The sequence below is a fragment of the Mesorhizobium sp. M7A.F.Ca.US.007.01.2.1 genome (assembly GCF_003998165.1).
Classification (GTDB): Bacteria; Pseudomonadota; Alphaproteobacteria; order Rhizobiales; family Rhizobiaceae; genus Mesorhizobium; species Mesorhizobium ciceri.
Genome location: NZ_RZQP01000097.1, coordinates 1 through 21,776 on the forward strand (window position 1 = coordinate 1; position 21,776 = coordinate 21,776).

Here is a 21,776-nt window from a genome sequence, read left to right on the forward strand (position 1 = left end):
TGCTGGTGCGGTTCGCAATAGCCCGCTATCTCGAATCGCCGCTCTACAAGGGCCGCGGCGCGGCACCTGTGCCGCAGCTTCCGGCCGATCGCGGCGGCGGCCACCGCACGCAACCGCGTCGCTGAAGTGACTGCCCAGCCAACCGACCCGCCGCGCCAGTTGCCGCTCGACCTCGGCCATGGCACCGGCTATTCGCGTGACGAACTCGTCGTCTCCGGCACCAACAACCAGGCGGTTGCGCTGGTCGACCGCTGGCCGGACTGGCCATCGCCGGTGGTGGTGCTGGCCGGTCCCGCGGGTTCTGGCAAGACGCATCTGGCCTCGATCTGGCGCGCGCGTGCCAATGCGGCGGCGGTCGACGCCAGGCGCATCGGGGACAGCATCGCCAATCTCGGCGCGCGGCCGGCGCTGATCGACGATGTCGATACCGGGACGGTTGACGAACAAGGCCTGTTCCATCTGATCAATGCGGTGCGTGGTGCCGGCTCGCAACTGCTTCTGACGGCGCGCCGCTTTCCCTCGGCCTGGGGTGTTGGCCTGCCTGATCTTGCCTCGCGGCTGAAGGCGGCTGCGACAGTCGAAATTCATGAGCCCGACGATCTCCTGCTGGCAGGCGTCATCACAAAACTCTTCGCCGACCGTCAGATCGAGGTCGAACCGCATGTCGTGCAATATCTGGTCCGCCGCATCGAGCGCTCGCTGGCGACAGCGATGCGCGTGGTGGAGCGGCTCGACCGGACCGCGCTCGAACGCAAGACGCCGATCACCAGGGCGCTGGCAGCCGAAACCGTCAGTGCCATGGATGAAGGGCAGGGCGAGTTCGAGATCTAGCCTGAGAGGCCGGTCTCAGAGCCACATTCTGGCGAAATGACGGACTGCGAGATAGACGGCAGAGTGAGCGGCGATATAGCCGGCGGCGACCAGCACAAACATCCCGATACTGACACGCCAGGAGCGGGAGACCACGGCGCCCGGGGCCTGCCTCGCCTGTCTGCGGCTTTCACGGTTGTTCCACATCGCCAGTGCGGCGCAGGCAATTGCCCACGTCACCATGACCGGAACCGTTATGCCGGCATAGGCAAAGTAGGCCGGTCCGAAAAGCGACACCCAGGCATCGATTCCAAGCATCTGACCCCCCTGTTTGCCGAACCGCGGCGCCGGACACACGGCCGGAGCCGTAGCAAGTGAACCGTATGGCTGCGCCGGGCATTGGGCTGTGAGGGGATGGTCGGAGTGGAGAGATTCGAACTCCCGACCCTCTGGTCCCAAACCAGATGCGCTACCAGGCTGCGCTACACTCCGAACGGTCTGTTGCCTATTCATTTCGGTGGTGCATGGCAAGTGCAAAAACCTGCGAGAGCAAAAACCTTGCCGCCGTGCGCATTGCGCAGTAATGACGGGCGAAGGGTGGCGATGCTGCCTTGCACAAGAACGAGGTGACCATGTCCGCGCGCATTTTCAGCCCAGCCAAAACCGCGATGCAGTCCGGCAAGGCCAAGACCGGTTACTGGGTGCTGGAATTCGATCCCGAGTCGCGCAAGAAGATCGATCCGCTGATGGGCTATACGACGTCGGCAGACATGAGAAGCCAGATCAGGCTTAGCTTCGACACGCGCGAAGAGGCGGTCGCCTACGCCGAAAAGCAAGGGCTCGCTTTCCGCGTCGAAGAGCCGAAAGAGACCAAGCGCCGCCAGATTTCCTATGCGGAGAATTTCCGCTATGACCGCAGGACGCCCTGGACGCATTGAACGGCGCCCGGCGCCAGAATATCCAGCCGGCCCAACGGCCGGCCAGCGGTCCCGTAGCTCAGCTGGATAGAGCACCGGCCTTCTAAGCCGATGGTCACAGGTTCGAATCCTGTCGGGATCGCCAAAGCCTTTCGGTCCGTTCCGGACACATAGGTTACGGTTTATACCGGAGACATGGGCTTTCAGAGAGCGGTATCAGGCCTCGTGCGCTCAGACCGCTGCCGCCAGAAGCAGCGTTACCCCGAGGACCGTCGACGCATAGATCGTCGCTAGGAGCACGATCGGCCGAGGATATTCGGTGGGTGTTGCGAGGCTGGTTATGTCGGGACCCCGAAATGTTTCGGTGCCGGGCGACGGGACGTCGGCGGCGGTGGCAGCGTTGTCATTGCAAGCGCGCACAGAAAGGCGCTGGGTTATATCGGCGGCGATCAGAGGATCGTCCGCCACCAATTTCGACCAGTCCGAAACAATGCCGATTTCATGTTGTGACATCGCGCGCCTCCCATTTACGGCCTAACAGCGATATCTAAATTATGTTCCACTAATAGTTTCGCGAGGCGGACCGCTCTTTGTCACCGCGGTCTTCTGATCGATGAAAACCACGCCCGCTGCCTCCAAGCCTCGACGGATGGCAGCCAGCTTGGCGGGACTGGGAATCCTTCGCCCGCTCTCAAAACTGCCAATCGTTCCTTCGCTGAGGCCGCACTTCGCGGCGAGTCGCACCTGCGACCACTTCAGGATCGCTCGTGCAGCTCTGCACTGCTGGGGTGTAAGGGGTTGTATCCCTGAGACGGTGGCGCTTCGCTTGTTCACATCCTGACGGTCCTTCGCTTCGGCGGGACACGGCTTTGCACCACGCGCACCTTGTCCAGATCCACCGTGACCATTGGCCCGAGCGACACCGTGACCTTGTCGCCGTCGATCCGCGAAACGTCCCCGGGCAATTCCATCTGCTGGCCCCTGGTCAGCCTGGTTGCCGGATCAATGACCGAATGCGGAAGACCGGGGATCGACACGCTGACGCGGTCCTTCGTGACGCGCTTCAGCACCGTCGCCATGACCGCCACCTCGTCGCCGACTTTATTGCCATGCTCTGATTCTGGGGCGGCATCCGCCGGCGTCAAGGATTAGCTGGGTCTCATATAGAAAAGTCCGCGGGCGTGGCTCCGCGCCAGCGTATTATTTCGTTACTCGGCCTTTTCGGAACCTTCCCGCGCACGGCGCGTTCGGCCCGCTGTATTCGCGGACCCTCATATAAAAGTGGACAGGCGGGAGGCAAACAAGGGTGGGGAGGAGTGTTGCCATGTCGAAGCGAGAAATAGGGATATCTTCGGCCCTCGATCGGCGCATTGCCGATCTCAGGGCCAGGATGCAGGACGCCCGGATCACGGAATACGAAATGAAGACCTTTCAAAAAGTGGCTTCTGCCATGGGAGGCGACGGAGGCTCCCTGCGTCTCGATGCCGACGACCTGATCGCGGCATCCTTTGTCGTCGATGCGCTGGGTGAACCGACGCTCAACTGACACGGGCGATCTGGCTTCGCGCGCCGTTTTGCCCTTGCCCGGCCGGCAATGGGCCCACGCCTTCACACTTTGAAACAGGATGGCTGCTTTCCAGCGGCCGTCCTGTGGCGTCTGCGCAAGCGTCTGTCGCAAGTCATAGGCAGGGGCTGGTTGGCCGGTGGATTTGATTCCGCCGCCGACATCGAATTGGAGGGAAAGTCTTATCAATTTGTTTGGGTTGGTGCGTCATAGTAGCGACGGCTAACGGAGTGGACGCGATGAAGCTCGATCTGTCGCCGACGAGCTGGGGCAGGGTGATCGCTGTCACGGCAGTCGGTACGGCATTCTTCATTGCCGTGGCGTTCTTCGTCGATTCCTTCAATTTTCCCTATCTTTCGCCCGAGGCCGTGTGGCGGGCGCAGATGACCGACCTGATGCTGCCTTTGGTGCTGGGCGGCTCGTTTCTGTTTTTCCTGATGTGGAAGATTCGCCAGCTGGCCATCGCGCAGCGCGATCTCAGCGTCCTCGCCGCGACCGACAGTCTGACGGCGGTGCTGAACCGTGGCGCCTTCTCGATGCTGGTCGAAGCCTATCTCGAGCAGACCCGCAAGCAGGAGCAGACCCGTTCGGGGGCGCTGCTGATCATCGACGCGGACCACTTCAAGTCGATCAATGACCGCCTGGGCCACGATTGCGGCGATCAGGCCCTCAAACTGATAGCGCAGGCGATCAAGGGGCAACTGCGTGGCAGCGATATCGTCGGCCGCATCGGCGGCGAAGAATTCGGCGTGTTTCTGCCCGGCGTGGATCCCTCGCAATCCTGGGTGGTTGCCGAAAGCATCCGCCGGCGTATCAGGGAGATGGAATTCTCACCCGGCGGCAGGCCTTGTCCGCTTTCCGTCAGCATCGGCGGCACAAGCTTTACCGGCCCGATCACCTATGAGGAAATCTTCTCCGCTGCCGACAGAAGGCTTTACACGGCCAAGTCGAACGGACGCGATCAAGTCAGCTTCGATCCGGCCGGAACGTCTCCGGCGCCTGCGCCCGGCGTCGCCACCGTGCATTGACGGGTGAAACTTGCAGAAGGCTGATCGGGAAGCTCTCGAAACAGACGCTCCCTCTATGTTTCCAAATACTTATAATCAGCCGCAAGGAATCCGATCCTTACGGACAGCATGCCGGCTCGATGGGCCATGGACTGCAACCGCTTGCCGGTATACTCCCCCGCGTTGGCGATGTTTCGTTGTCGGCAGAAACGGTTTTGACTCTGAGTTTCCAAGCGTTCCGGCCGACAGCGATCATGATTTTTGATGCTGGCGAACATATGCGGAAACGGTCAGGTAAACACAGCTATTATGATCCATTTGTTCAACGGCTTTCAGGACCCCTTCGGTGGCAGTGACCTTGAAGCTCTGGAACTGTACCGGCTGTTGAGTGTCGATTCCGAGGTGCATCTGTGGGCAACCTCCTCCAGCGTGTCCGGCGAGTTGATGCGGAATTTCCCGATTCGCCGCGTCTCGCTGTCGAAGTGGGATGTACCGAATGGCGGTACCTACGTCTTTCTCGGCTCTCATTGGCGCAACAAGATATGGCCTTACCTGATCCCGCGGCCGCGCCGGCTGATCTATGTCTTCAATACCTTTCACCCGAAAATCATCTCGCTGACGAGACGCATGCCCGGCATGCTGAACTGGCCCGACGCCGAACTGGTGCTGATTTCCGATTTTCAGAGACGGATGCTCCAAGTCGATGGCACCGTGCATCCGTCTCCGATCGATATCGAACGTTTTTCACCACGGCGTCTGGGTTCGGATCGTCCCTTCACCGTCGGACGCTTGAGCCGCGATGGGCCGGGCAAACATCATCCCGATGACATACCCCTCTACGAGACATTGCTGGCCGAAGGTACAGCCTTGCGGATACAGGGAGGGATAGGGCTCAAGGACAGCCTCATGCCGCATCCGCAACTCGAACTGTTCCCACCCGGCCAATTTTCCGCCGAAGAGTTTCTGCAGACGCTCGACGTGTTTTATTATCGCACCGGTTGGCATATGGAAACCTTCGGTCGCGTGGTGTTCGAGGCGATGGCCTGCGGGTTGCCCGTGGTCTGCCATTCATATGGCGGTTATTCCGACCATATCAGGCATGGCGAAAACGGTTTCTTGTTCGAAACGACGCAGCAGGCGGCGCGCATCCTGGCCGATCTCAAAGCCGACCCGGCGCTGCGGGCGGCAGTGGGCCTCAAGGCACGGCAGACCGTCGAGCAGATCTATTCTTCCCAAGCTGTGCGACAGAGGCTGGATTTCTACCTGCGTTAGCTGCACGTCATCCCTTGGGCCATGGGACATCCTTGGCGCAACAACATGCCCGCTGTCATCGATCTCGACATCGCGCTAAAGCAGGCACGCAAAGCGGACGAATGGGGCCGACAGCCAGCGGCGTGCCACAGACTGGGCAGGACTTCTTATCGATGACATTGATGGGCGCGGCGGCACTGCTGATCCTGATCCTGACTTACGCCGGTGTTGCCATTGGCCGCATCCCCGGCCTGCGCCTCGACCGGGCAGGGATCGCGCTTCTCGGCGGGGCCGCGATGATCGCCATCGGCGCGCTCAGCATGGAGGATGCGTACCGGGCGATCAATTTCGACACCATCACGCTTCTGCTCGGCATGATGATCGTGGTGGCGCATTTAAAAGTGTCGGGCGCCTTTCGTGGCCTTGGCGCCGTCGCCATCGAGCACGCGCATGCGCCCTTCATGCTCTTGGTGATGGTGACGCTGCTGACCGGCGTGTTGTCCGCTTTCCTGGTCAACGACGCCATCTGTCTCGTCATGGCGCCGATCGTCGTTCACGTCACCCGTGTGATCAAGCGCAACCCGATCCCCTATCTGATCGCCACCGCCACCGCGTCGAATTGCGGCAGCGTCGCAACCATCACCGGCAATCCGCAAAACATGGTCATCGGCGCGCTGTCGGGCATTTCCTATCCGGCCTTTTCGGCAGCGCTGGCTCCGGTCGCTCTGTTCGGCCTCGTCGCGGTCGTTGTCATCATCCGTATTGTCTTCCGGGCCGAATTCGCCCGCACCGTCCAACTGACGCCCGAGGTCTCGCGTGGCCGCATGCACAAGGGGCAGGTGCTGAAGGCGGTGGTGGTCTGCATCGGGCTGGCAATTGCCTTCTTCGCCGGCGTGCCCGTCGCCAAGGCAGCACTCATCGGCGGCGCCATCCTCTTGCTCACCCGGGCCATCAAGCCGGAGCGCATCTACCGCGTGATCGACGGTCCGCTGCTGTTCATGTTCGCCGGTCTGTTCGTGGTCGTCGCCGGCGCCGAAAAGACGCTTCTTTCGCCAGACATAATCGCTTCGGCCAGGAATCTCGGGCTGGACGACGTCTGGCGCCTGTCCGGCTTCACTGCGGTGCTTTCCAATATCATGAGCAATGTTCCGGCCGTGCTGGCGCTGCGGCCCTTCATACCCGGCCTCGAAAACCCCGAGCGCGCCTGGCTGGTCGTCGCCATGAGCTCGACGCTGGCCGGCAATTTCACGCTGCTGGGTTCGGTCGCCAACCTGATCGTCGCCGAACAGGCACGCGCCGCCGGCACGACGCTGTCGTTCGGCGCTTTTTTCAAGGTCGGCTTGCCTTTGACGCTGATAACGCTGGCCGCCGGCACCGCATGGCTGGCTTTCGGTTTCTAATGCATGTCGTTGCCCCAAAAGTGGCCCCGGTTTTAGGGCAACGACATGCATAAAACCAAAGGCTTAAAGCGCGTCGCGCTTTAGACCTGGCTGCCTGAAAGTCGCGCCCGCACCAGCGTCGCCGCGGCGCGTCCGGCCGCTTCGATGTAATCGGGGTTGCGGTGGATCAGCATGATCGAAAAGCAGCCGTCGATCAAAAGCACGATCTCGCGCCCCAGGGTTTGCGGCTCCGCGACGCCATGGTCCGACAGGGCGCCGGCCAGCCATGTTTCGAAATTCAGCTTGTGCCGCGCGCCGACCTTGACCGCCGGATGTCCGGGCATCGAGGCGAGTTCGGCGGCCGTGCGCAGGAAGCCGCATCCTTTCCATTTCGGGTGGCGAGCGGACCTCGCCAGATTGGTGAAGATTGCCTCGACCTTGCGATCCGCGCCGCCTTCGGCAGCCTCGAACCAGCCGGCCATCCGCTTCAGATTGGGTTGGTCGCGGCCGTCGAGATAGGCCGCGATCAGGTCGTCCTTGCTCTTGAAATGGTAGTAGAGTGTGCGCTTGGTGAGACCCGCTTCCTCGGCAACGGCATCGACGCTGACACGACCGATTCCTTCTGCATAGAAGAGCCTGGTCGCGGCATCGACAATGCGTTTGCGGGTAGGGCTCTGCGTGTCAGGCATGAGCCTACGTATACCGACTAGTGAATATACACAAGCGACAAAGGGCATAGTCTTCCAGCCATCAGCATGATGGAGAAGGAACAGCCAAATGACAGATCTTGTCCTTAGCGAAACCCGGGATGGGATTGCCATCCTCACCCTCAACCGGCCGGAGAAACTCAACGCGCTGAACTATGCCCTGATCGATCGCCTGCTTGCGGTCCTTGACGACATGGAAGTCGATGACAGCGTTCGTGCGGTCATTCTGACCGGAGCGGGGGAGCGGGCGTTTTCGGCGGGCGGCGACATTCACGAGTTCTCGGCCAGCGTGGCGCTTGGGGTCGATGTCGCGATGCGGGATTTCGTCATGCGCGGGCAGCGGCTGACGGCGAGGCTGGAAGCCTACCGCAAGCCCATCATCGCCGCCGTCAACGGTATTGCCTTTGGTGGCGGCTGCGAAATCACCGAGGCCGTACCGCTCGCTATCGCCAGTGACCGCGCTTTGTTCGCCAAGCCGGAAATCAACCTCGCAATGCCGCCGACCTTTGGTGGAACCCAGCGCTTGCCGAGGCTCGCGGGGCGCAAGCGGGCGCTCGAACTGCTGTTGACCGGCGACTGGTTTGCGCCGCCGCGGGCGCTTGAACTGGGTCTCGTCAACGAGGTTGTGCCGCATGCCGAGTTGATGCCGGCGGCATTTGATCTGGCCAGGCGTATCCTGCGGCACTCCGATCTGGCGATTGCCGGCATCCTCACGGCAGTGGCGCTCGGCCTCAACCAGAGCATCGCCGAAGGTTTGCTGGTCGAGGCCGAGCAGTTTGCGCGCATGGCCCCGACCGCTGATCTGCGCGAAGGGCTGAATGCCTGGATTGCACGCCGCGAGCCGGGCTATGACGGCTCGTGGACACATATCGCGCGTCCCGACGAGGCCAGGCGAGCCTGAAGCGGGTCGCTTGAATTCCTCAGGCGACCCGCTTCAGGTCTTTGTTTTCATGCGTGTCGTTCTCCCAAAACCGAGGTTACTTTTGGGCGACATGCACTCGTCGGAGCTGGATCAGGGCGCCACCACCAAACGGCCCTTCATGTTGGGGTGAAAGCGGCAGAAGTAGTCGACCGGTCCCGCCGTCTTCAAAGTCAGGCTTGCGGATTTCTTCGGCGGGATCATCACTTCCCAGCCGCCTTTCACGGTGGCCGTGTGGGCGAACACATCCTTGTTCACCCACTCGATCGTGTCGCCGACCTTTGCCTCGACGGTGGCCGGAGAGAACACCAGCCTGTCGATGGTGACCTGGATGGTTTCGGCTTGCGCCGGCACGATCCCGACGGCCAGCGTCAACGCAATCCACAGATGGCGGTTCTGCATGCTCCCGGTCCTTACTTGAGCATGCCGGCGACGTGTTCGGCGTGCTGCTCATGGCCCTGGAATATCTTCAGGCCGGTTTCCAGCAGGCTTTTCAGCTCGGCATTCTGCGCCGACGGGATCAAAACGGTTTCGAGCGCGCCGTTGACCTGCTTGTGATAGGCGACCTCATTGTCGACATAGGCCTTGTCGAAGGCAGCGCCGTGGAGTTTGGCGAGCTTGGCCCGCTCCTCCGTCGCAGCTTTGGTCAGCGCCTTGCTGGTGGGGTTGTCTTCCGGGGTGACCTTGAGCTTCTTGACCAGGTCGAGCGCCTGAACATTTACAGCCTCGTGATCGCGGACCATATCCTTGGCGAAATCGACAACCTCCTTGTTCTTCGATTTGTCGATGGCCAGCTTGGCCGCTTCGATGTCGATGACCCCGGCCGTGTAGGCGATATGGGCGATCTGCGGATCGGTCGGCTTGTCGGCGGCTTGTGCGAACGGCGCGGTGCCGAGCAGCAGCAGGGCGGCGAGCGCAGCAGTGTGTCGGATAGACATGGCATCTCCTTCGCCGGGACGCTGAAATCGTCCCGGACAGTGTTTTTCGGTTGACGGTCATTGGATGCTGGTCAGCGGCAAACGTTCCCGCTGAAATGAACTGAAATCCGCTGAGGCTCAGCTTTCCAGCCCGAGCCGTCGCATCACGGCGCTGGTCAGTCGTTCGCAACGCCGGCCGGCGAAGGGGAAGGCGTCGAGCAGCACCGGCCCGATCTGGTCGTCCAGCGCCTTGCGGACAAGGGCGCGGGCGCGGTGCAGCCTTGTCTTGACGGTTTGCGGCCGCACGCCGAGGAGGTCGGCGGTCTCTTCGATGCTCAGCCCCTCGATCACCCGCGCCACGAACACCGTCCGGTAGACGTCGGGAAGGCTGTCGGTGGCCTGTTCGACCAGTTGGAGGATCTGCCGTTGCGCCATTGTCCGTTCCGGATCGTCGCTGGGATTGAGGGGAAACCGGATGATCTCGGCTTGCGGATTTTCCGGCAGCGCCACCGTTTTGCGTCTTTTGCGCAGCCGGCCGAGCGCCTCGTTGATGACGATGCGCGATAGCCATGTGGCGAGCGAGGAGTCGCCGCGAAACGCATCGAGATGGGCGAAGGCCTTGACGTATGCCTCCTGCACGATGTCCTCGGCCTCGCTGTCATTGCGCACGACGCCGCGCGCGATCCGGTAAAGCCGCTGATTGTGTGTCTTGATGATGGTGCGGAAGGCGTCGCCGTCGCGCGCCAGCGCGCGGTGCACAAGCTGCATCTCCCCTGGCACAGCGGAAGGCACGGCCGTCAACACAGCAGGCATGGCAAGTTTCCTCAACCCAATCTCCGAACCAGGATCTCGATTGGGAGATTGGACGCTGTCGCCGGCAAAAGGTTCCCGAAGATTTTCTGCCGGGTCCGGCGGCCGCTACACTACAGTGCGAGCGAAGGCTTGTCAGGCAGCCTGCAAGCGCGCCGTGGCCGCCAACAGATCGGTCTGGGTGATCAGCCCGAGAATTCGCTTGTCGTCGTCGACGATGATGACCGCATGGCTGCGGCCATCGGTGAGCACGGGCAGCAGCCCCATGGCGGCGACGCCGGCGGCGGCTGTTGCCGCGGGCGATAAGACGGATCCAACCGTCCCCGAGGCCTGGGTGAGTTCGCGCAACCCCACCGTGCCTGCCAGCCTGGCTTCCGCATTGACGACCGGCAAGGTGCGGATGTTGTGGTCAAGCAGCAATTGGCGCGCCGCCTCGGTGGAGGTGTGAGCATCGACCGAGATCACATCGCGCGACATGATGTCCTCGCACAGAAGGGTCTTGTGCGCGCGCACCATCGCCTGCAATTCGACCTGCCGCAGCAGCCGGTCGAGATCGTTGCGATCGATATCGAACGTCTCGTCGAGTGCGCCAAGCGCGGCATCGATGTCTTCCGACCGAAAGCCCACGCGCAGCTGCGCCGGCAGATCGCCGGTGCCGTGGCTGTTTGCCGGCGCCGCAACCGGCACATGCGGATAATTGCGCCGGGCCAGCCTGTGGAAGCCGTAGCCGAGCGCCACCAGCAGGATCGAGTTCAGCGCCACCGGCACGAATGGAAACAGGAAGCCGGCGCTGATCACGGCAGGCCCTCCCAGCACCGCGGTCAGCGCGGCCGCTCCGCCCGGCGGATGCAGGCAGCGCGTGAACGACATGGCGGCGATGGCCAGTGCCACCGCGATGCCGCTGGCAAGGGCGGTTTCGTGGATGAAATGCGCCACGATCACGCCGACCAGTGCCGATATCGTGTTGCCGCCGATGATCGACCATGGCTGTGCCAGCGGACTGGCGGGCACGGCGAACAGCAGCACCGCCGACGCCCCCATCGGCGCCACCAGCAGCGGCACGTGCGGGCCGTTGCCGAGCACAAGGCTGGCGATCACACCGGTGAGTGCAATGCCGATCGTCGCGCCGATACAGGCGACGAGACGCTCGCGCAGCGTCGCGCCGGCAAGAATGGGAACAAAAAGGCGGAAAGCCATGGGGTCGAAAACTCTGCCGATATTCCAGGGGAAGTCGAAAATGTGCTGATCGCACCGCAATGACGCGGCATCGTTGAATTTGAAAGCCAAACTGATCCGGGAAACTGCAATTTGAGGGAATAGAATTCCGCTACGCAGCCGCCGCCGCGGCCAGACCGCGCGAAATGTCGGCCTTCAGGTCGTCGACGTCCTCGAGGCCGATCTGCAGGCGGATCAATGGACCCTCATAGGGGGCCTTCGCGACAACGCGGTCGCCGAGCCAGACCGGTACCGCAAGGCTCTCATAACCGCCCCAGGAATAGCCGAGGCCGAAGATTTGCAGCGCGTCGAGAAAGGCGTGCTGCTGCTTCTGGCCGCCACCGGCAAGCACGATGGAAAAGATGCCGCTGGAGCCGGAGAAATCCCGCTTCCATAGAGCGTGATCCGGATGGCTGGGCAGGGCCGGGTGGAGCACGCGCGCCACGCCCTTCTGGCCTTCGAGCCAGGAGGCGATGGCAAGCGTGCTGCGCTGATGGTGTTCGAGGCGCACGCCCATGCTGCGCAGGCCGCGCAGCACCTGGTAGACGTCGTCGGGCCCGGCGCAGCAGCCAAGCGTGCAGAAGCTTTCATAAAGATGCGTCCAGCAGCTCTCATTGGCCGACACCGTTCCAAGCAGCACGTCGGAATGGCCGGCCGGGTATTTGGTCGCCGCATGGATCGAGATGTCGACACCGTGGTCGAGGGGGCGGAAATACAGTGGCGTCGCCCAGGTATTGTCCATCATGACGATGGCGCCCGCGGCGTGCGCCGCCTTGGCGATGGCCGGGATGTCCTGCACCTCGAAGGTGTTGGAGGCCGGTGATTCCGTGAACACCACCTTGGTGTTGGGCTTGATCAACGCCGCGATGCCGGCGCCGACATGGGGGGCGTAGTACTCGACCTCGACGCCCAGCCGCTTCAGCATCGTGTCGGCGAAGTTGCGGGTCGGATGATAGACGGTATCGACGATCAGCAGATGGTCGCCGGCCGACACGAAGGCGAGCAGCGGTACCGTCACCGCCGCAAGGCCCGACGGCACCAGGATCGTGCCTGCCGAACCTTCCAGCGCGTCTATGGCGTGGGCGAGCGCATCGGTCGTCGGCGTGCCGCGCGTGCCGTAAGTGTATTTCTGGGTGCGAGCCGCCATTGACGCCGCGTCGCGAAAAAGCACGGTCGAGGCATGCACCACCGGCGGATTGACGAAGCCGAAATAGTCGTGCGGATTGTTGCCCGAATGGGCAAGCCGCGTGTTGATGCCCATCCCGCCGCTAAAGTGCTCGCCGTCTTTCGCCATTCTGCGTCGCCTTGTTTGACAAGCCGCTAGCCATAGTGCGGCGGCATGGACCGTGCAACAGCCACCGTCCGCCAGGAGATGGACTTCGAATATGCCAATTCGTCGCGGCAAAAACAGCGATGCGGGGACAGGATATCAAACGAAAAACCCGCCTGTGCGGCGGGTCATCGGCGCAAATCAGCACCATGGACAAAAATGTATCATAGCTGAGGGCAGGGTGTCAAGAAAAAATTCCTATCGCGAAAAGGCGGTCCTTGATTGACCCGCGTTCGGAGCCCTCATCTCCGCCGATCGGCTATTGTGGGCGGCTGCGGAAAGTATATGATTGTCGGCTAATATCAATCGCCGGATTGCTTCGATCAGATGCTGCCGGATGGTTGCTGCCGGTTGACCTCTGGTCCTCCACGATCCGGATCGCGCTCACCAAGCGTGAGCGCGGCAAGGGAGGAATGCCATGCCGGACGTCAAATGGGCCATGAAGGCGCGCGAATTCATCAACTGCAACTGCGCCTATGGCTGCCCGTGCCAGTTCAACGCCATGCCGACATACGGGTTCTGCCAGGCGGTCGCCGGCATGGAAATCGAAAGCGGCCATCACGGCGACACCAAGCTCGACGGATTGCGGTTCGTCGGGATTTTCAGCTGGCCCGGCGCCATACACCAGGGCGGGGGCGAAGCCGCGGTGATCATCGACGAGAGGGCGACGGAAGCCCAACGTGGCGCGCTGCTTCGCATATTGGGCGGTCTGGACACCGAACCGGGTGCAACGATATTCCAGGTCTTTTCGACCACGCTGGAGAAGTTCCACGACCCGATCTTTGCGCCGATCGAATTCAACGTCGACGTCGACGCGCGAACCAGTCAGCTGCATGTCGAGGGTATAACCGACGGTCGTGGCGAGCCGATCCGGAATCCGGTCACCGGCGCTGCCCACCAGGCGCGCATCGACCTGCCGCACGGCTTCGAATACGCGATCGCCGAGGTCGGGCGCGGCTGGACAAAGGCGACGGGCCCGATCAAGTTCGAGCTGGCCGATACGCACAGCCATTTCGCCAATCTGCATCTCACGCAGAGCGGCATCGTGCATTGACCTGATCCAATGGGCGACACGGCCCTCGAGGCGGTGCTGCGGCGCGATCGCGCGGTCGTGATGGCCGCGCTCGTGGTGATTGCCGTGCTCGCCTGGGCCTATGTGCTGTGGCTCGCCACCGACATGGTCATGCCCGGCTCCGCCTTGCCGGACAGCGGAGGCGGTGACATGGCCGGAATGGACATGTCGAATATGGACGGGTCGAACATGGATATGGGCGGCATGGATATGGGCGCCGCAGTGGCGCCAGGCATCCGGGCCTGGGCATTGGCCGATTTCGCTTTCACCTTCACGATGTGGGCGGTGATGATGGTCGGCATGATGACGCCTTCGGTCGCACCGATGTTGCTGCTCTATGCCGGCGTCGGCCGCAAGGCGCGGGCGGATGGCAGGCCCATCGCTTCGACGGGATGGTTTTTTGCCGGCTACCTCGCCGTCTGGGTCGTCTTCAGCCTCGTGGCGACCGGTGCGCAATGGCTGCTCGCCCGTCTTGCCTTGCTCGACCCCTCGATGGCGACCGGCAGCGCGGTCCTCGGCGGCCTCGTCCTGATCGCCGCCGGTCTCTATCAATGGACGCCGATGAAGGGCGTCTGCCTGCGCCAATGTCAGGCCCCGATCGCGTTCCTGGCCGGCCATGGCGGATTCCGCTCCGCTCCGCTCGGCGCGCTTCGGCTGGGCATCGATCACGGCGCCTACTGTCTGGGGTGTTGCTGGGCGCTGATGGCCCTGCTGTTCGTCGGTGGCGTCATGAACGTGCTGTGGATCGCCGGCATCGCCATCCTGGTCCTGCTGGAGAAGACGGTGCCGACCGGGCAGCGGATTCCGCGCGTTTCAGGCGCGTTGATGGCTGGCATCGGGACCTGGATCGTCTTTCAAGCCTTTTGAGAACAGTCTTCGTCTGCGACCTGTATTGGACTGCAGCCGCCAGTAAATCGTCAGAAGACAATCTTGGGACATGGTAGTTCGCCCCACGCGGAGGTCAACAACCACGAGGTATTTGCCCTGGATGGATTTCGCTGCCGCGGCCGGTATCGGCCCCGCGTTGGCGTTGCATCAGCTTTGCCGCCTTTATTGGCCCCTGCTGACTAATTCGCGGGCGTGTTTGTCTGTAAATCAGGCATTTACGGCAATCGGTTTTCAAACTCTTCGGGTTTGGGTCATTTCCCTTGACCTCACAGGAATTATCGCCTTCGATGACATTTGTGAATGGGAGGCGGCGCGTCGGTTACGATGCGGGGTTTCGGGATGGGCCGGGATGAAGCCGCGTTCACACGGGAGAAAAAAATCAGGATCTACTCCTGAAAAACAGAGAAAAGGGTCTGTGGGTCATGAAACACATTGCTATCGGCATTCTAGGCGCCGCCACGCTTGGATTGATGGCGTCCGCCGCGTCGGCGGCCACGCTCGACACCGTCAAGGCGAAGGGCTTCATCCAGTGCGGCGTCTCCACCGGCCTGGCCGGCTTTTCGGCGCCGGACGACAAGGGTGACTGGCAGGGCATCGATGCGGATTTCTGCCGCGCTGTCGCGGCTGCCGTCTTCGGTGACGGCTCCAAGGTCAAGTTCACGCCGCTCAGCGCCAAGGAGCGGTTCACCGCGCTGCAGTCGGGCGAGATCGACATCCTGTCGCGCAACACCACCTGGACCATCAACCGCGATACGGCACTCGGCCTGAATTTCATCGGCGTCACCTATTATGACGGCCAGGGTTTCATGATCAACGCCAAGAAGCTGCCGGGCGTCAATTCGGCATTGCAGCTTTCGGGCGCAGCCGTCTGCGTGCAGAGCGGCACCACCACCGAGCTGAACCTCGCCGACTACTTCAAGGCCAACAAGATGGAGTACAATCCCGTCGTCTTCGAAAAGCTGGAAGAGGTCAACGCCGCCTATGATGCCGGCCGCTGCGACGTCTACACCACCGATCAGTCGGGCCTCTATGGCATCCGCCTGACGCTGGGATCGCCGGCCGACCATGTCGTGCTGCCCGAGATCATCTCCAAGGAGCCGCTCGGACCGGCCGTTCGCCAGGGCGACGACCAGTGGTACCACATCGTCAAATGGACCTATTTCGCGCTGCTGCAGGCTGAAGAGCTCGGCATCACCAAGGCCAATGTCGATGAGATGAAGAACTCGGCCAGCCCCGAGATCAAGCGCGTTCTCGGCCAGGAAGCCGACACCAAGATCGGTACCGATCTCGGCGTCTCCAATGACTGGGTGGTCAACATCGTCAAGGCCGTCGGCAATTATGGCGAAATGTTCGAGCGCAATGTCGGCTCGGGCAGCCCGCTGAAGATCGCGCGCGGCATCAACGCGCTGTGGACCAAGGGCGGCCTGCAATACGCGCCGCCGATCCGCTGATCGAAATGTGATCCGGGAGGCAGATCATCTGCCTCCCGGTTTCTCTTTCCAGGGGACGGTCGAATGGCATCGCAGGACGTACTTCGCGAGGAGCCCAGCCGCGGTTCCTTCATCAACGATCCGAAAATCCGGGGCATATTCTTCCAGCTGCTGGTCGTCGTGCTGCTGGTGGCGGGCGTCTGGTGGATTGCCCACAACGTCATCGACAACCTGACGCGGTTGCGCATCGCTTCAGGCTTCGGCTTCCTCAAGGGCCGAGCCGGCTTCGATATCAGCGAGAGCGCGATCGCCTATTCGTCGGATTCGACCTATGGCCGCGCCATTCTGGTCGGCCTCCTCAACACGGTCATCGTCGCCATCGTCGGCATCATCACCGCGACAATCATCGGCTTCGTCATCGGCATCGGCCGGCTCTCGAAGAACTGGCTGATCAGGAAGATCTGCACCGTCTATGTCGAGGTCTTCCGCAACATCCCGCCGCTGCTGGTCATCTTCTTCTGGTATTCCGGCGTGCTGGCCGTGCTGCCGGCGCCACGCGACAGCATCAATTTGCCGTTCGGCTCCTTCCTCAACCAGCGCGGTTTCTATTTTCCACGCGCCGTATGGGGCGACGGTTCATGGCTGATCTTCGTCGCCCTGCTCGTCGGCATCGCCATGGCGTGGTTCGTCGCGCGCAAGGCGCGGCAACGGCAGATGGCGACCGGCCAGCAATTTCCGGTGTTTTGGACATCCGCGGCGCTGATCGTCGGGCTGCCGCTGCTCGCCTATGCGCTGAGCGGCTTTCCCCTGAGCTTCGACTACCCCAAACAGTCGACTTTCAACCTGACCGGCGGCTTTCAGGTCCGGCCGGAGTTCCTGTCGCTTTATCTGGCGCTGTCCTGCTATACCGCCGCCTTCATCGCCGAGATCGTGCGTGCCGGCATCAGGGGTGTCAGCGCGGGCCAGACGGAAGCCGCCGGTGCGTTGGGATTGCGGTCCGGATCGATCCTGCGGCTGGTCGTCGTGCCGCAGGCCATGCGCATCGTCATTCCGCCGCTGACCAGCCAGTATCTCAACCTGACCAAGAACTCGTCGCTGGCCATCGCCATCGGCTATCCCGACCTGACGGCGACCGCCGGGACAGTGCTGAACCAGACCGGCCAGGCCGTCGAGGGCGTGGTGATCATGATGGTGATCTATCTCGCCATCAGCCTTCTGACCTCGCTTGTGATGAACTGGTTCAACGCCAAGATGGCGCTGGTGGAGAGGTGAGGTAAGGACATGCAAGAACATGATATGTCCTGGGTGCGCACCGAAATGGTGCTGGCGCAGCCGGCGCCCGCCAGCGTCACCGGCCTCGGCGCATGGGTGCGCAAGAACCTGATCGCGTCTACCGGCGACACCATTTTGACAATCGTCGGCATCGCCCTGGTGGCGATGATCCTGCCGCAAATCATCAATTGGGCGTTCATCAACGCCGTGTGGACGGGGCCGGACCGGACCGTATGCGCCACGGTGGCGCAAGGCGGCATCCAGCCGGATGGCTGGACCGGCGCCTGCTGGGCTTTCGTCAATGCCAAGTTCGGCCAGTTCATGCTCGGCCGCTATCCCATCGAGGAGCGCTGGCGGCCGATCCTGGTCGCCATCCTGTTCGTGGCGCTGCTGGTGCCGATGCTGATGCCGAAGGTGCCACGCAAAGGGCTGAATGCGGTTCTGCTGTTCTTCGTGCTGCCGATCGTCGCCTTCGTCCTGCTGGTCGGCGGCATGTTCGGCCTGCCGCATGTCGAGACATCGCTTTGGGGCGGGCTCTTGGTAACGCTCAGCCTGTCCTTCGTCGGCATTGCCGTGTCGCTGCCGCTCGGCATCGTGCTGGCGCTCGGCCGCCGTTCCAAGATGCCGATCATCAAGACGCTGTGCGTCGTCTTCATCGAGACGGTGCGCGGCATCCCGCTGATCACCGTGCTGTTCTTCGCCAGCGTCATGCTGCCGCTGTTCCTGCCGGAGGGCGTTTCGTTCGACAAGTTCCTGCGCGCTTTGATCGGCGTGTCGCTGTTTGCCGCCGCCTATATGGCCGAAGTGGTGCGCGGCGGCCTGCAGGCGATCCCCAAGGGCCAGTATGAAGGCGCCGATTCGCTCGGTCTCGGCTATTGGCAGAAGATGTATTTCATCGTCATGCCGCAGGCGCTGAAACTGGTCATCCCGGGCATCGTCAACACCTTCATCGGCATGTTCAAGGACACCAGCCTGGTCATCATCATTTCGATGTTCGACCTGCTCGGCATCGTCAAACAGAATTTTTCCGATGCAAACTGGGCAACCGCGCAGACGGCGAGGTCTGGCCTGATCTTCGCGGCCTTCGTCTTCTGGCTGTTCTGCTTCGGCATGTCGCGCTATTCAATGTACACCGAACGCCGGCTCGACACCGGCCACAAACGCTGAATGCATGTCGCCCAAAAGTGTATAGCGGTTTTGGGGTAACGACAGGCATCATTACCAACAACAAAAGAACAAGGGGATCCTCTCATGGCCACCGAAAATGCCGTCAGCGCAGAAGAGATCAAGGTCAACGCCGCCAAGATGCAGATTTCGACGACCGATGTCGCCATCGACATCATCGCCATGCACAAATGGTATGGCGAGTTCCATGTGCTGAAGGACATCAACCTGAAAGTGATGCGCGGCGAGCGCATCGTCATCTGCGGCCCCTCCGGCTCCGGCAAATCGACCATGATCCGCTGCATCAACCGCCTGGAGGAGCACCAGAAGGGCAAGATCATCGTCGACGGTAAGGAATTGACCAACGATCTCAAGAAGATCGACGAGGTGCGCCGCGAGGTCGGCATGGTGTTCCAGCACTTCAACCTGTTCCCGCATCTGACCATCCTGGAGAACTGCACGCTGGCGCCGATCTGGGTGCGCAAGACGCCGAAGAAGCAGGCCGAGGAAATCGCCATGCATTTCCTCAAGCGCGTCAAGATCCCGGAACAGGCCAACAAATATCCCGGCCAGCTTTCCGGCGGCCAGCAGCAGCGTGTGGCGATTGCCCGTTCGCTGTGCATGAACCCGCGCATCATGCTGTTCGACGAGCCGACCTCGGCGCTCGATCCGGAGATGATCAAGGAAGTGCTGGAGACCATGGTGGGCCTTGCCGAAGAAGGCATGACCATGCTGTGCGTCACCCACGAGATGGGTTTTGCCCGCAAGGTCGCCAACCGGGTGATCTTCATGGACCAGGGCCAGATCGTCGAGCAGAACACGCCGGCCGAGTTCTTCGACCACCCGCGCCATGAGCGCACGAAGCTGTTCCTGTCGCAGATCCTGCACTAGGCCTTTCGATGTTTGCGAGGAGCCCGGCTGAAACACTGCCGGGCTCTTTTGCGTATGGCATAACAGGCGACCGTTCCTGTCGCGCTGGAGCGCTTTTGCAGAGCCGCCTTTCATGAAGAGACTGGGACGTTTTCTAGGCCTTCTGTTGATTGTCGTCGCTCTCGCCGTGACGACGGGCACCCTCGTGCCGCGGCCGCTGTGGCCGGCGGCCGCCGCCATGCCCGCCGCGACGCGCCACATCCTGGTGCTGAACAATCCGATCCACACCGATATCGCCATCCCGGTCGACGATGCCGTGCGCCAGCGTTTCCACTTCCTGGTCGACGCCGGCATACCGGCCGACAGGCCGGAGGTCCGCTACATCGTCTTCGGCTGGGGCGGTCGCGCCTTCTACCTGGAGACGCCGACATGGTCCGAGCTGAAGGCGGTACCGGTGATGAAGGCACTGACCCTCGACGCGTCGGTCATGCATGTCGATGTCGCCGGTGACATCCTCGAACCGCGTCCTGACATCGCGGGGTTCGACATCACAGAGGACCGGTTCGCGGCGTTGCTCGATTTCATCGATGCGAGTTTCCAGCGCGGACCGGAAGGCCCGATCCTCGTTCCGGACGCGGCCTATTCCAGGTTCGACGGCTTCTACGAAGCCAACGGCCATTTCAACGCACTGATCGGCTGCAACACCTGGACGGCGGCCGCCTTGCGCACCGCAGGCTTGCGCACCGGCTGGTGGAATCCGCTGCCTGTATCGCTCGGGCTATCGATGCGGCTGTATAATTAGCGTGGGCATTCCGCGAATTGGCGAGCGTCGCGTTCCTTCACAGCCCCCTCTGTCCTGCCGGAGATGTCCGGCAGGACAGAGGGGGCTGTCCCGCCAACCTTTCGCAGGTTTCAGCTTTCGTCAGCCTCCGGTGCCCGCCAGCCATAGAGCCAGTCCAAATCCGCCGCGAGTTTTTCCGACGTGCGCATTTTCAGGAACACGTTGCGCGCAATCGCCACCGGCCCTGCGGCATGCCAGGCCAGCCGGTTGACAGCGCCGCGTCGGGCGACCTGCGCGACACGCGGCCGCCGCGACTGCTCCCAAACAGCAAGCGCGGCCAGCGGGTCCGTAGGGGAGGCGTAGACGGCGTCGGCAAGCGTCGCTGCATCCTCGATCGCCATGGCCGCACCTTGCGCCGCGAATGGGGTCATCGCATGCGCGGCGTCGCCGATCAGCGCCATGCCGTTCGGTGTTGTCCAGGGCTGTTGCGGGTCGACAGTGTGGATCGGCCACGCGGTCCACGGGCCGGCCTGCTCGACCAGACGGGCAAGTTCTGCCGCGGTGCCGGCAAGAGCTCGGGTCAGGATCCCGGCGTCGGCGTTGCCGGACCAGCCTTCGGCAATGCGGTCGCCCCTGGTGAAGGCCGCGAGATTGAAGGCCGCACCCTTGCTGACGGGATAGGCCACCATATGGAAGCCGGGATGCAGGAAGGTGGTGACGCAGTCCCTGGCGCCGATGGCGGCAAAGCTCTGCCCCGCGGCGCTATCAGCCGCGATGGTCGCGCGCCAGGCCAGTTCGCCGGAGAAATGGTTTCTTGGCGAAGCCGACCCCTTGGCCGAGTCGACAAGTGCGCGCACCGACGACCAGACGCCATCGGCCCCGACCAGCAGGAAGCCCTCCGCCTCGATGGTCTTGCCGTCGATCTCGGCCGTCGCCGTGATGCCATGCGGGCCGGAGGCAACGTCGCCGATGCGCGCGCCGGTGGTGAGATGGATATCCGGCACCTCGGCAACGCGCGCGGTCAATGCGCTCTGCAGATCGGCCCTGTGCGCGACGAGATAGGGTGCTTGCCAGCGGGTTTCGGCGGCTTGCCCCAGCGGCACGCGCGCCAGTTCGCGCAAGGTCGCGGCCTTCTTCAACACCACGGCTTGCGGCCGCACAGCTGCCGGCAGCAGCCGGTCGAGCACGCCAAGCTGGCGAAGGATGCGCGTCGCGTTTGGAGAGAGCTGGATGCCGGCGCCGGCAGCTTCCAGGCGCTGCGCCTGTTCGAACACCCGAACCGCGTAGCCGCGCGAGGCGAATGCAAGGGCTGCGGTCAATCCGGCGACACCGGCCCCGGCGACGACAATTTGCCGGGAACGCGTGTCGTTCATCGGGCTGGTCGCGAAAGTCTCAGGCGGCCTGTTCGATGTAGATGCATCCGGCCGTCAGCGTTTCCGTCGCCTTCAGCTTCGGCGAATAGCGGTAGAGCGT

25 protein-coding genes, 2 tRNA genes and 1 pseudogene are annotated in these 21,776 nt (G+C 62.5%); 16 read left to right on the forward strand and 12 right to left on the reverse strand.

Annotated features, from left to right (window positions below; genetic code table 11):
- Window positions 1-125, forward strand: a pseudogene (locus EN949_RS36570) (AI-2E family transporter); the annotation flags it as partial.
- Window position 126: 1 nt separating this feature from the next.
- Window positions 127-831, forward strand: coding sequence for a DnaA regulatory inactivator HdaA (gene hdaA / locus EN949_RS18420; RefSeq protein ID WP_013532442.1), 705 nt, complete (start codon window positions 127-129; stop codon window positions 829-831).
- Window positions 832-846: 15 nt separating this feature from the next.
- Here hdaA and EN949_RS18425 read toward each other — a convergent pair whose 3' ends face one another.
- Together EN949_RS18425 and EN949_RS18430 are read right to left on the reverse strand one after the other, a co-directional pair.
- A complete protein-coding gene (locus EN949_RS18425; protein ID WP_013532441.1) occupies window positions 847-1,128 on the reverse strand; it encodes a hypothetical protein in 282 nt (93 codons plus the stop codon).
- A gap of 97 nt (window positions 1,129-1,225) precedes the next feature.
- Window positions 1,226-1,302 (reverse strand) — tRNA-Pro (locus EN949_RS18430).
- 140 nt (window positions 1,303-1,442) lie between these two features.
- Here EN949_RS18430 and EN949_RS18435 point away from each other — a divergent pair.
- Both EN949_RS18435 and EN949_RS18440 read left to right on the forward strand, forming a co-directional pair.
- Window positions 1,443-1,748, forward strand: a complete 306-nt coding sequence (locus EN949_RS18435; RefSeq protein ID WP_013532440.1) for an ETC complex I subunit — start codon at window positions 1,443-1,445, stop codon at window positions 1,746-1,748.
- 47 nt (window positions 1,749-1,795) lie between these two features.
- A tRNA-Arg gene (locus EN949_RS18440) sits at window positions 1,796-1,872 on the forward strand.
- A gap of 86 nt (window positions 1,873-1,958) precedes the next feature.
- On the opposite strand, the gene EN949_RS18445 is transcribed toward EN949_RS18440, so the two are convergent.
- The 3 genes from EN949_RS18445 to EN949_RS18455 are packed head-to-tail and all read right to left on the reverse strand — an operon-like array spanning window position 1,959 to window position 2,806.
- A complete protein-coding gene (locus tag EN949_RS18445) occupies window positions 1,959-2,240 on the reverse strand; it encodes a hypothetical protein (protein WP_127366829.1) in 282 nt (93 codons plus the stop codon).
- Between the two features lie 39 nt (window positions 2,241-2,279).
- The gene (locus EN949_RS18450) at window positions 2,280-2,561 is read right to left on the reverse strand and encodes a helix-turn-helix transcriptional regulator (protein ID WP_081714406.1); all 282 of its coding nucleotides are present in this window, start codon (window positions 2,559-2,561) and stop codon (window positions 2,280-2,282) included.
- A complete protein-coding gene (locus EN949_RS18455) occupies window positions 2,558-2,806 on the reverse strand; it encodes a hypothetical protein (RefSeq protein ID WP_127366828.1) in 249 nt (82 codons plus the stop codon). The genes EN949_RS18450 and EN949_RS18455 overlap by 4 nt, the downstream gene beginning before the upstream one ends.
- A gap of 245 nt (window positions 2,807-3,051) precedes the next feature.
- Here EN949_RS18455 and EN949_RS18460 point away from each other — a divergent pair, with 245 nt between their 5' ends.
- The 4 genes from EN949_RS18460 (at window position 3,052) to EN949_RS18475 (ending at window position 6,949) form a co-directional block, all read left to right on the forward strand.
- On the forward strand, window positions 3,052-3,273 hold the full coding sequence (locus EN949_RS18460) for a hypothetical protein (protein WP_013532436.1): 222 nt from the start codon (window positions 3,052-3,054) through the stop codon (window positions 3,271-3,273).
- 257 nt (window positions 3,274-3,530) lie between these two features.
- Window positions 3,531-4,319, forward strand: a complete 789-nt coding sequence (locus EN949_RS18465) for a GGDEF domain-containing protein (protein ID WP_027163337.1) — start codon at window positions 3,531-3,533, stop codon at window positions 4,317-4,319.
- Between the two features lie 288 nt (window positions 4,320-4,607).
- Complete coding sequence (locus EN949_RS18470) at window positions 4,608-5,570, forward strand: glycosyltransferase (RefSeq protein WP_127366827.1); 963 nt, start codon at window positions 4,608-4,610, stop codon at window positions 5,568-5,570.
- A 152-nt stretch (window positions 5,571-5,722) separates the two neighbouring features.
- Window positions 5,723-6,949, forward strand: a complete 1,227-nt coding sequence (locus EN949_RS18475; RefSeq protein ID WP_127370759.1) for an anion transporter — start codon at window positions 5,723-5,725, stop codon at window positions 6,947-6,949.
- An 80-nt stretch (window positions 6,950-7,029) separates the two neighbouring features.
- Here the strand turns inward: EN949_RS18475 and EN949_RS18480 are convergent, their stop codons facing one another.
- Window positions 7,030-7,617 (reverse strand): TetR/AcrR family transcriptional regulator, encoded by a 588-nt coding sequence (locus EN949_RS18480; protein ID WP_024505017.1) that lies wholly within the window; start codon window positions 7,615-7,617, stop codon window positions 7,030-7,032.
- Between the two features lie 88 nt (window positions 7,618-7,705).
- Between EN949_RS18480 and EN949_RS18485 the strand changes: the two genes are divergently transcribed.
- On the forward strand, window positions 7,706-8,536 hold the full coding sequence (locus EN949_RS18485; RefSeq protein WP_127366699.1) for a crotonase/enoyl-CoA hydratase family protein: 831 nt from the start codon (window positions 7,706-7,708) through the stop codon (window positions 8,534-8,536).
- Between the two features lie 111 nt (window positions 8,537-8,647).
- Here EN949_RS18485 and EN949_RS18490 read toward each other — a convergent pair whose 3' ends face one another.
- The 5 genes from EN949_RS18490 to EN949_RS18510 all read right to left on the reverse strand — a co-directional run bounded on the left by EN949_RS18490 (window position 8,648) and on the right by EN949_RS18510 (window position 12,790).
- Window positions 8,648-8,956, reverse strand: a complete 309-nt coding sequence (locus tag EN949_RS18490) for a cupredoxin family copper-binding protein (RefSeq protein WP_027163334.1) — start codon at window positions 8,954-8,956, stop codon at window positions 8,648-8,650.
- 11 nt (window positions 8,957-8,967) lie between these two features.
- Window positions 8,968-9,492: a DUF4142 domain-containing protein gene (locus tag EN949_RS18495; RefSeq protein WP_127366700.1), complete on the reverse strand. Its 525-nt coding sequence runs from the start codon at window positions 9,490-9,492 to the stop codon at window positions 8,968-8,970.
- Between the two features lie 117 nt (window positions 9,493-9,609).
- Window positions 9,610-10,284 carry an RNA polymerase sigma factor gene (locus EN949_RS18500; protein ID WP_013532428.1) on the reverse strand — a complete coding sequence of 225 codons (675 nt, stop codon included), beginning with the start codon at window positions 10,282-10,284 and terminating at the stop codon, window positions 9,610-9,612.
- A 132-nt stretch (window positions 10,285-10,416) separates the two neighbouring features.
- On the reverse strand, window positions 10,417-11,478 hold the full coding sequence (locus EN949_RS18505; RefSeq protein ID WP_127366701.1) for an HPP family protein: 1,062 nt from the start codon (window positions 11,476-11,478) through the stop codon (window positions 10,417-10,419).
- Window positions 11,479-11,608: 130 nt separating this feature from the next.
- Window positions 11,609-12,790: a cystathionine beta-lyase gene (locus EN949_RS18510; protein WP_064994363.1), complete on the reverse strand. Its 1,182-nt coding sequence runs from the start codon at window positions 12,788-12,790 to the stop codon at window positions 11,609-11,611.
- 454 nt (window positions 12,791-13,244) lie between these two features.
- Here EN949_RS18510 and EN949_RS18515 point away from each other — a divergent pair, with 454 nt between their 5' ends.
- The 7 genes from EN949_RS18515 to EN949_RS18545 all read left to right on the forward strand — a co-directional run bounded on the left by EN949_RS18515 (window position 13,245) and on the right by EN949_RS18545 (window position 20,324).
- Window positions 13,245-13,880, forward strand: coding sequence for a DUF1326 domain-containing protein (locus EN949_RS18515; RefSeq protein WP_127366702.1), 636 nt, complete (start codon window positions 13,245-13,247; stop codon window positions 13,878-13,880).
- A gap of 9 nt (window positions 13,881-13,889) precedes the next feature.
- On the forward strand, window positions 13,890-14,765 hold the full coding sequence (locus EN949_RS18520; protein WP_127370760.1) for a DUF2182 domain-containing protein: 876 nt from the start codon (window positions 13,890-13,892) through the stop codon (window positions 14,763-14,765).
- Window positions 14,766-15,208: 443 nt separating this feature from the next.
- Complete coding sequence (locus tag EN949_RS18525) at window positions 15,209-16,237, forward strand: amino acid ABC transporter substrate-binding protein (protein WP_024505009.1); 1,029 nt, start codon at window positions 15,209-15,211, stop codon at window positions 16,235-16,237.
- Between the two features lie 63 nt (window positions 16,238-16,300).
- The gene (locus tag EN949_RS18530; RefSeq protein ID WP_063171823.1) at window positions 16,301-17,488 is read left to right on the forward strand and encodes an amino acid ABC transporter permease; all 1,188 of its coding nucleotides are present in this window, start codon (window positions 16,301-16,303) and stop codon (window positions 17,486-17,488) included.
- Window positions 17,489-17,497: 9 nt separating this feature from the next.
- On the forward strand, window positions 17,498-18,655 hold the full coding sequence (locus EN949_RS18535; protein WP_013532421.1) for an amino acid ABC transporter permease: 1,158 nt from the start codon (window positions 17,498-17,500) through the stop codon (window positions 18,653-18,655).
- An 84-nt stretch (window positions 18,656-18,739) separates the two neighbouring features.
- On the forward strand, window positions 18,740-19,543 hold the full coding sequence (locus EN949_RS18540) for an amino acid ABC transporter ATP-binding protein (protein WP_013532420.1): 804 nt from the start codon (window positions 18,740-18,742) through the stop codon (window positions 19,541-19,543).
- Window positions 19,544-19,655: 112 nt separating this feature from the next.
- On the forward strand, window positions 19,656-20,324 hold the full coding sequence (locus tag EN949_RS18545; RefSeq protein ID WP_127366758.1) for a TIGR02117 family protein: 669 nt from the start codon (window positions 19,656-19,658) through the stop codon (window positions 20,322-20,324).
- Window positions 20,325-20,434: 110 nt separating this feature from the next.
- On the opposite strand, the gene EN949_RS18550 is transcribed toward EN949_RS18545, so the two are convergent.
- Entirely contained in the window at window positions 20,435-21,676 is a 1,242-nt protein-coding gene (locus tag EN949_RS18550; protein ID WP_127370762.1) for an FAD-dependent monooxygenase, read from the reverse strand.
- Window positions 21,677-21,776 lie beyond the last annotated feature (100 nt).

Excerpts from the sequence above, each read along its gene's own strand:
- EN949_RS18425 (WP_013532441.1), bottom strand. The coding sequence starts at position 1,128 with ATGCTTGGAATCGATGCCTGGGTGTCGCTTTTCGGACCGGCCTACTTT.
- EN949_RS18435 (WP_013532440.1), top strand. The coding sequence starts at position 1,443 with ATGTCCGCGCGCATTTTCAGCCCAGCCAAAACCGCGATGCAGTCCGGC.
- EN949_RS18445 (WP_127366829.1), bottom strand. The coding sequence starts at position 2,240 with ATGTCACAACATGAAATCGGCATTGTTTCGGACTGGTCGAAATTGGTG.
- EN949_RS18455 (WP_127366828.1), bottom strand. The coding sequence starts at position 2,806 with ATGGCGACGGTGCTGAAGCGCGTCACGAAGGACCGCGTCAGCGTGTCG.
- EN949_RS18460 (WP_013532436.1), top strand. The coding sequence starts at position 3,052 with ATGTCGAAGCGAGAAATAGGGATATCTTCGGCCCTCGATCGGCGCATT.
- EN949_RS18465 (WP_027163337.1), top strand. The coding sequence starts at position 3,531 with ATGAAGCTCGATCTGTCGCCGACGAGCTGGGGCAGGGTGATCGCTGTC.
- EN949_RS18470 (WP_127366827.1), top strand. The coding sequence starts at position 4,608 with ATGATCCATTTGTTCAACGGCTTTCAGGACCCCTTCGGTGGCAGTGAC.
- EN949_RS18475 (WP_127370759.1), top strand. The coding sequence starts at position 5,723 with ATGACATTGATGGGCGCGGCGGCACTGCTGATCCTGATCCTGACTTAC.
- EN949_RS18480 (WP_024505017.1), bottom strand. The coding sequence starts at position 7,617 with ATGCCTGACACGCAGAGCCCTACCCGCAAACGCATTGTCGATGCCGCG.
- EN949_RS18485 (WP_127366699.1), top strand. The coding sequence starts at position 7,706 with ATGACAGATCTTGTCCTTAGCGAAACCCGGGATGGGATTGCCATCCTC.
- EN949_RS18490 (WP_027163334.1), bottom strand. The coding sequence starts at position 8,956 with ATGCAGAACCGCCATCTGTGGATTGCGTTGACGCTGGCCGTCGGGATC.
- EN949_RS18495 (WP_127366700.1), bottom strand. The coding sequence starts at position 9,492 with ATGTCTATCCGACACACTGCTGCGCTCGCCGCCCTGCTGCTGCTCGGC.
- EN949_RS18500 (WP_013532428.1), bottom strand. The coding sequence starts at position 10,284 with ATGCCTGCTGTGTTGACGGCCGTGCCTTCCGCTGTGCCAGGGGAGATG.
- EN949_RS18505 (WP_127366701.1), bottom strand. The coding sequence starts at position 11,478 with ATGGCTTTCCGCCTTTTTGTTCCCATTCTTGCCGGCGCGACGCTGCGC.
- EN949_RS18510 (WP_064994363.1), bottom strand. The coding sequence starts at position 12,790 with ATGGCGAAAGACGGCGAGCACTTTAGCGGCGGGATGGGCATCAACACG.
- EN949_RS18515 (WP_127366702.1), top strand. The coding sequence starts at position 13,245 with ATGCCGGACGTCAAATGGGCCATGAAGGCGCGCGAATTCATCAACTGC.
- EN949_RS18520 (WP_127370760.1), top strand. The coding sequence starts at position 13,890 with ATGGGCGACACGGCCCTCGAGGCGGTGCTGCGGCGCGATCGCGCGGTC.
- EN949_RS18525 (WP_024505009.1), top strand. The coding sequence starts at position 15,209 with ATGAAACACATTGCTATCGGCATTCTAGGCGCCGCCACGCTTGGATTG.
- EN949_RS18530 (WP_063171823.1), top strand. The coding sequence starts at position 16,301 with ATGGCATCGCAGGACGTACTTCGCGAGGAGCCCAGCCGCGGTTCCTTC.
- EN949_RS18535 (WP_013532421.1), top strand. The coding sequence starts at position 17,498 with ATGCAAGAACATGATATGTCCTGGGTGCGCACCGAAATGGTGCTGGCG.
- EN949_RS18540 (WP_013532420.1), top strand. The coding sequence starts at position 18,740 with ATGGCCACCGAAAATGCCGTCAGCGCAGAAGAGATCAAGGTCAACGCC.
- EN949_RS18545 (WP_127366758.1), top strand. The coding sequence starts at position 19,656 with ATGAAGAGACTGGGACGTTTTCTAGGCCTTCTGTTGATTGTCGTCGCT.
- EN949_RS18550 (WP_127370762.1), bottom strand. The coding sequence starts at position 21,676 with ATGAACGACACGCGTTCCCGGCAAATTGTCGTCGCCGGGGCCGGTGTC.